5 protein-coding genes, 2 pseudogenes and 1 riboswitch are annotated in these 7,218 nt (G+C 25.7%); of the genes and pseudogenes, 5 read left to right on the forward strand and 2 right to left on the reverse strand.

Annotated features, from left to right (window positions below; translation table 11 throughout):
* Nucleotides 1-203 (forward strand): annotated as a pseudogene (locus Q5F54_RS08680) (hypothetical protein); the annotation flags it as partial.
* 106 nt (nt 204-309) lie between these two features.
* Nucleotides 310-1,536 (forward strand): annotated as a pseudogene (locus tag Q5F54_RS08685) (NAD(P)/FAD-dependent oxidoreductase).
* A gap of 39 nt (nt 1,537-1,575) precedes the next feature.
* Here Q5F54_RS08685 and Q5F54_RS08690 read toward each other — a convergent pair.
* Entirely contained in the window at nt 1,576-2,382 is an 807-nt protein-coding gene (locus Q5F54_RS08690; protein ID WP_288564523.1) for a ZIP family metal transporter, read from the reverse strand.
* 319 nt (nt 2,383-2,701) lie between these two features.
* Here Q5F54_RS08690 and Q5F54_RS08695 point away from each other — a divergent pair, with 319 nt between their 5' ends.
* Together Q5F54_RS08695 and Q5F54_RS08700 are read left to right on the forward strand one after the other, a co-directional pair.
* Complete coding sequence (locus tag Q5F54_RS08695; protein WP_288526384.1) at nt 2,702-3,928, forward strand: voltage-gated chloride channel family protein; 1,227 nt, start codon at nt 2,702-2,704, stop codon at nt 3,926-3,928.
* A gap of 88 nt (nt 3,929-4,016) precedes the next feature.
* Nucleotides 4,017-4,075, forward strand: a riboswitch (Fluoride riboswitch).
* A gap of 44 nt (nt 4,076-4,119) precedes the next feature.
* Entirely contained in the window at nt 4,120-5,352 is a 1,233-nt protein-coding gene (locus Q5F54_RS08700) for a cation:proton antiporter (RefSeq protein ID WP_288526385.1), read from the forward strand.
* A 41-nt stretch (nt 5,353-5,393) separates the two neighbouring features.
* Here the strand turns inward: Q5F54_RS08700 and Q5F54_RS08705 are convergent, their stop codons facing one another.
* The gene (locus Q5F54_RS08705; protein ID WP_281537850.1) at nt 5,394-5,732 is read right to left on the reverse strand and encodes a phage holin family protein; all 339 of its coding nucleotides are present in this window, start codon (nt 5,730-5,732) and stop codon (nt 5,394-5,396) included.
* Between the two features lie 316 nt (nt 5,733-6,048).
* On the opposite strand from Q5F54_RS08705, the gene Q5F54_RS08710 reads away from it, so the two are divergent.
* A complete protein-coding gene (locus Q5F54_RS08710; protein WP_302334252.1) occupies nt 6,049-7,098 on the forward strand; it encodes a lysylphosphatidylglycerol synthase transmembrane domain-containing protein in 1,050 nt (349 codons plus the stop codon).
* Nucleotides 7,099-7,218 lie beyond the last annotated feature (120 nt).

Below are 7,218 nucleotides of genomic sequence, written 5' to 3' on the forward strand. Positions count from 1 at the left end.
TTAAGTATTTTGAAGAAAATTTTTATAAATATGAATCATATAAATATATTTTTAAAAACGGATTTTCTAAATGTGATATATATGATATAGAATTTTTATTTCATAAACCAAGCAAAAACTTTATTGATATTAGAAGTTTAAGAGAAATAAGGAGTATTGAAGAGTTTAGACAATTTTGTAGTAAATTAGAAGAATTTGAGTAATATATTGTATATAAAATAGAGGATAATAATATTGTTATCCTCTATTTTGTATATCAAAAATAATAATGTAAATAATAAATTTATAAAATAAAAAAGGAGAGAATATATGGGAAATGCTAAACTTCAGTACGTACAGGGTAGACCTATATTTACTAATATAAATGAACATAAAAATCAGTATCCGTATCTTACAAAAAATATAGATACAGATGTGTGTATAATAGGAGGAGGTATTACAGGTGCTATAACGTCATATTATTTTTCAAAAGAGAATATAAGTTGTGTATTATTAGAAAAAAGAAGAATTGCTCATTTGAGCACAAGTGTTACAACATCATTATTACAATATGAATTAGATGATAATTTATCTGATTTTACAGAATATATTGATTTAGAAGATGCTATATGAGCATATAATTTAGGGCTTATAGCGTTAGATGAGATAGATAAGTTTATAAAAGAATATGGAAATAATTGTGATTATAAAAAAAGAGATACTTTATTGTATACAGCAAAAAAAGATGAAATAAATGCTATAAAAATAGAGTATGATTATAGAAAGAATAATAATTTTGATGTTGAATACATAAATGAAGATAATAATAAGTTCAGTTTTGACTTAAAAGCAGGAATATTATCTAAAAATGGTGGAGCAGAAATTGATCCATATAAATTTACACATGAATTATTAAATATATCACAAAATAATGGACTAAAAGTATATGAAAATACAGAAGTAATAGATTTAAAGTACTATAAAGATTATATAGAGGTAATAACTGAATTTGGAAATATCGTAAAAGCTAAAAAAGTGATAGTGGCAACTGGATATAACACAAAGCTATTTACAAATAGAAATTTTGCAACTAAAACAACAACATTTAATATAGCTACAAAGCCAGTTAAAAACTTTGATGGATGGTATGAAAAGGTACTAATAAGAGATAATTGTGATCCTTACAACTATTTAAGAACAACATCTGATAATAGGATTATTATTGGTGGAGAAGATGTAGACTTTGTACCAGATATATTTGATGAAAAACTTGCAAATAAAAAGTATGATATACTAGAAAATAGATTAAAAAATATGTTTAAAAATATAAAAGATATAGAAGTTGATTATAAATATTGTGGAACATTCGCATCAACTTTAGATAATTTAGGGTTTATAGGAGAAGATACTAAGCATAATAATTTATGGTATAATTTAGGTTATGGTGCAAATGGAATACTATTTGCAATACTTGGAGGAATGATGTTAAGTAAGTTATATCATGGAGAAAAAGATAAAGATATGAGACTATTTAAAGTAGATAGATTTGATAATTAATAAATAATGGCATAAATAGAATTTATGCCATTATTTATTTTATCCAAGAGCAACATCTAAAATCATCATAAGTGTAAATCCTATTATTATACCTACTGTTGTTAAATTTTTATTTTCTAAGCAGGCTTCAGGTATTAGCTCAGATGAAACAACGCCAATCATAGCACCAGCAGAAAATGCTAAAAGTATAGGTAATACAGCCCTCATAGCTATAGCCATAAAAACACCTAAAACACCAGCTATAGGTTCAACAAGTCCTGATGCTTGACCGTAAAAGAAACTCTTTACAACTGGAAAACCTTCACGTCTTAAAGGTAGTGATACGGCAGCACCTTCAGGAAAGTTTTGAAGACCTATACCTATAGCTAAAAGGATTGCACTGGCAACTGTACACCCAGGAATTCCAAGTGCAGCACCACCAAAAGCTACTCCAACAGCTAATCCTTCTGGGATATTGTGAAGTGTAACTGCTAAAACTAATAAAATACTCTTTTTATAAGACTTAAATCTTATACCATCTTCTACCTTTAAATCTTTAAAAGTAAACTTATCTAAAAATTTATCTGATAAAACTATAAAAAATCCACCTAGAATAAATCCTAATGAAGGTATTAACCAAGAATTATACCCTAAATCATCGCAAAGATCTATTGCAGGACTGAGTAAAGACCAAAAGCTAGCTGCAATCATAACACCTGCACCAAATCCTAACATAGAATTTAATATACTTTTTTTTACATCTTTAAAGAAAAATACAACACTAGCACCTAATGCAGTAATGGACCAAGTAAATAAAGTTGCCAAAAGACCTTGCAGTATAGGATTAAGAGATAAAAACCAATTCATTATATTGTCACCTCATAAAAAATTTATAATAGAACTACTATTTTTATAATATGAAAAATAGTTAAGGGTGTTACAAAGAGAAAATACAAGTAAAAATACCTATGCATAAAATATATATAATTAAAGATAATTATAATAATGATTTAAAAGGTTTTAATTTATTTTTATCCATTAGTTTAGTAGGTATAGCACATAACTTTTACTCAGGGTGTCTTGCGCTAAACTCAATTCATCACATAAATTACATAGAATAGTTGATTAGATTCACCTATAGATGTAAATAGACTAATTTCGTAATAATATATGATGAGGTGTAAATATGAATTTACTTTATGAAAACTTAAATGATATAAAATTAGTATTTAGAAATTTCTTAAAATGGTTTGTTTTGTCATTAATATCAGGTATAGGAGTTGGAACTGTAATTACATTATTTTTAAAAAGCCTTCAATATGCAACTAATGTTAGAGAAAATAATGAATGGATGTTGTATTTACTCCCTTTTGGAGGCGCTTTAGTAAGTTATTTATACTTTAAATATGGAAAAGATTCATCAAAAGGAAATAATTTAATAATAGAAAGAATTAATGAAGGCAAGGGAAATGTACCATTTAGAATGGCACCTTTAGTATTCTTTGGAACATTTATAACACATTTATTTGGAGGCTCAGCTGGACGAGAAGGTACAGGAGTACAAATAGGAGCAAGTATTTGTGCTAGGATAGGAGAGATACTAAAATTAAACAAATTAGACTTAACAATTATTATTACTAGTGGTGTAAGTAGTGGCTTTGGTGTTGTATTTGGAACGCCGATTGCAGGAACTATATTTGGGTTAGAGGTAAGTTCTATAGGTAAAATGAGATATGAAGCTATTATTCCGTGTCTTATATCTAGTTATATAGGTAATTATATTGCTACTTTATTTAATGTACAGCACAGTCATTATCATATGGTAGATGTATCTAGTAAAGATCCAGTTATATTTTATAAAGTAATATTATGTGCTATATTATTTGGATTAGTTAGTAAAGTATTTGCAGAGATTACTCATTTTTTAAAAAAAGCATTCTCAGATAAAATACAAAATACATCTGTAAAGAGTTTTATTGGTGGAATTATAATTATAATTTTAATATTATTAATAGGAAATAGGATGTATTTAGGTCTTAGCCTAGAATTGTTAGCAAAATCATTTGAAAGTTCTGTTATACCATATGCATTTATAATAAAGCTACTATTAACATCAATTACACTTGCTACGGGATTTCAGGGCGGTGAAGTAACTCCATTGTTTGTAATAGGAGCAACATTAGGTAATTTTTTAGCTAATATAGTTGGGCTACCCATATCATTTTTAGCAGGAATTGGAATGATAGGTGTGTTTTGTGGTGGAACAAAAACACCTTTGGCATCATTTGTTATGGGACTTGAGATATTTGGAGGAGGAAATATAAAATATATATTTGTGGCATGTGTTATAAGCTATGTATTTTCTGGGAAAAGTGGAATATATACATCACAAAAAAATATAACGATAGAATAATATCATAGCTTTATATTAAATGATTATATAAGTATATAATAAATTTTAAGTTTACAAAATATATTGGCACATGGTAATATTTAAGTATAAATAAAAAGGCGATGGAGTTCGCCATTAAATGCGAAAGCTAATGACTCCTACTCTTAAATTTAAGGGTAGGAGTCTATTTATTTGCAAAAAAGGAGGAGATTATGATTTTATTAGTAAGCCTATTAATAATAGGGGTTATAGCAACATATAGTGGGAAAATAGCAGAAAAGTTTAAGTTACCAGCACTTATAGGTATGATGGTACTTGGAATTATTATAGGGCCTTCATTTTTAAATGTAGTTCCAAATAACACTTTAGAAATGGCACCAATTATAAAAGATATAGCTTTAGTTACTGTATTATTTATAGCAGGACTTGGAATTAGCTTATCTAATATAAAACAAATAGGAAGACCTGCAATACTTTTAAGTATACTTCCAGCAACACTTGAAGGTTTTGCAATAGCATTTTTATCTATGAAGTTTTTAGGATTTACATTTATTCAAGGTTCAATACTAGGATTTATAATAGCAGCAGTATCACCTGCAGTACTTATACCATCAATGGTATCTTTAATAGAAAGAAAAATCGGTCAAGATAAAGCTATACCACAAATGCTACTAGTTGGAGCGAGTGCTGATGATACTATAGCTATAACATTATTTACAACATTTTTAGGTATATATATTCAAAGTAATAGTGGAGAAAATATTTCTATAGCCACAAATATTATATCAATACCTATAACTATTTTAATAAGTATATTACTTGGATTTATAGTGTTTAAATTAAGTAAGAGTATAATACAAAATACAGATAATAAGTATTTAAAAACTATGATAGCTTTTTTTATATGTTTATCAATAAGATTTATAGAAAAAAACTTAGAAATAGAAATACTTAACTCACTACTTAGTATTATGGTATATGGATTTTTTATAAGAAACTATATAAAAGAAGATGCTAAATATATATTAGATAACATGAATAATATATGGAAATATGGTAAATTATATTTATTTACATTTGTTGGAATGGCAGTTAATCCAACATTAGTAGGAGAATATTTCTTTATAGGTGTGATTATACTAACATGTTCTTTATTTATACGTTCTATAGGAGTAATTATGGCATTAACTGGCACAAATTTAAGCAAAAAAGAAAAATTATTTTGTGTTATAGCATATCTTCCAAAGGCAACAGTTCAATCTGCAAAAGCATCTATACCACTTCAAATGGGGGTATTAGGAGGCGATGTAATGCAAGCTATTGCTATACTTAGTGTATTAATTACAGCACCTATAGGTGCTATAGGTATAAATCTGACATGTGAAAAATTACTTCATACTGAAAGTAAAATAATAAACATAGAAGAAGGTTTATCATATAAATAGAAAAAATACTTGCTCAAATTTATAATTTGAGCAAGTATTTTTTAATCTAGTATACTATATAGAACTGCATTTACTATTGATAGTAATATAGATGCCCATATGGCACTAAAGAATCCATAAAGAGCAACATTAGAAACCATCATAAAAGATAGTTTTAAAACTAATGCATTAATAACTAAAGAAAATAAACCTAAAGTTAAAAATGTTATGGGAAAAGATAAGAATTTTAGTATTGGTTTAACTGTTGAATTAAGTAAACCTAATATCACTGTAAGAATTAATAGTGATTTAAAAGACCCTATATACATACTATCCATTAAGTTTGATACTACATACAAAGATATAGCATTGATAACTATAAATAGTGATACTTTTTTCATTTTTAACATCCTTTCTTTTAAAGCTCTAAATATATATAAATATTATAGAGTATTATAGCACAATGTTTATAAAAGCATCTATATTCTATATTATGGAAAATATATATTAACTATGATATAATTTTTAGATGGTACTTAAAGCTAAATTAAAAATTAATGATTTAGTAGAACATAAAAATTAAACAATTTATTTTAGAAATTTATATTAAATAATATATTAATATGACAAAATATAACATTGAAGTGAATATGTTGCTGAAAGTTATAAGTTTAGTATATTATAATTAAGTATCTAATAAATAATAGGAGAAAGAGTATGCTAAATTTAACTAAAACTCAAAAAATATGTATACAGTATGGTTTTTTACTACTTTTAATATGTATGACGGTTTATTTAGTATCGACAACGCTAGATATTACATTAATACCTATGATTATGAAGTTAGTTAATAAAAAGTTTATATTTATTGGTTTTTTAATAATGGTACTTTATATTATATTAGAATGTACAATAATAAATATATTAATAAAAACTATACAAAAAACAAAAGTAAGATTTTTAGCTGTTAAAATAGCTATGATGGGATTTTATTATAACTTAGTAACACCATTTGCTTCGGGGAGTCAGCCGATGCAAATTTATGCATTAAATAAATATGATATAAATCTTAGTAAATCTATAGCTATAGTTACAAATAAAACAGTATTATTTCAAACTGTAGTAACAATATATAGTGCGGTTATAATATTTTTAAATATAGAAGTACTTAAAAATGAATTACCTTCTATGTTAGTATTAATGAGCATAGGTATGGTAATGAATATAGTTTCTTTATTAGGAGGTATGTTAATAGTACTAACTCCTAATACTATGAAAATAATAGTTAAAGTTATAGTTAATATACTATATAGGTTAAATATATTTAAATCACTAAATAAAAAAATACATACTATAAATAAATTTATTGATGAATATAGTTATTCAATAAAATTATTTATTAAAAATAAAAAAGCACTATGTTTGAGTATAATACTTACAATAATACAACTTACAGTATTTTTTAGTATATCTTATTGTGTTTATAAAGCATTTAATTTAAATGGATTAAGTCTTTTTGAAGTTTTATCACTTCAAGTGTTTTTATACATGTCAGTTTCTCCTATCCCAACACCTGGAAATGTTGGTGCAAATGAAGTTGCATTTCTTACCATATTTGCCAATGTATTTCCGGGAAATATAATAGGATATTCTGTATTTTTATATAGTATTTATGTTTATTATTTTTTAGTCGTAGTTTGTGGATTGTTTACAATACATACTCATTATCATATGAATAAACGAAAAAATAAAAATTACACTTTATAGAGGCTTTTAAAGCCTCTTTTTTACGCTTAAGGATATTATAATACTTAAAAAATGTGGATAACTTATGAATGTAAGTAATATCAATAAGTTGGTTTTGAGCGTAAAAAAGATTTTGAGCAA

The organism is uncultured Romboutsia sp. (assembly GCF_958366745.1).
Taxonomy (GTDB): domain Bacteria; phylum Bacillota; class Clostridia; order Peptostreptococcales; family Peptostreptococcaceae; genus Romboutsia; species Romboutsia timonensis.

Bases quoted from the DNA above. Each gene is read 5' to 3' on its own strand.
- Q5F54_RS08690 (WP_288564523.1), bottom strand. From the start codon at position 2,382: ATGAATTGGTTTTTATCTCTTAATCCTATACTGCAAGGTCTTTTGGCA.
- Q5F54_RS08695 (WP_288526384.1), top strand. From the start codon at position 2,702: ATGAATTTACTTTATGAAAACTTAAATGATATAAAATTAGTATTTAGA.
- Q5F54_RS08700 (WP_288526385.1), top strand. From the start codon at position 4,120: ATGATTTTATTAGTAAGCCTATTAATAATAGGGGTTATAGCAACATAT.
- Q5F54_RS08705 (WP_281537850.1), bottom strand. From the start codon at position 5,732: ATGAAAAAAGTATCACTATTTATAGTTATCAATGCTATATCTTTGTAT.
- Q5F54_RS08710 (WP_302334252.1), top strand. From the start codon at position 6,049: ATGCTAAATTTAACTAAAACTCAAAAAATATGTATACAGTATGGTTTT.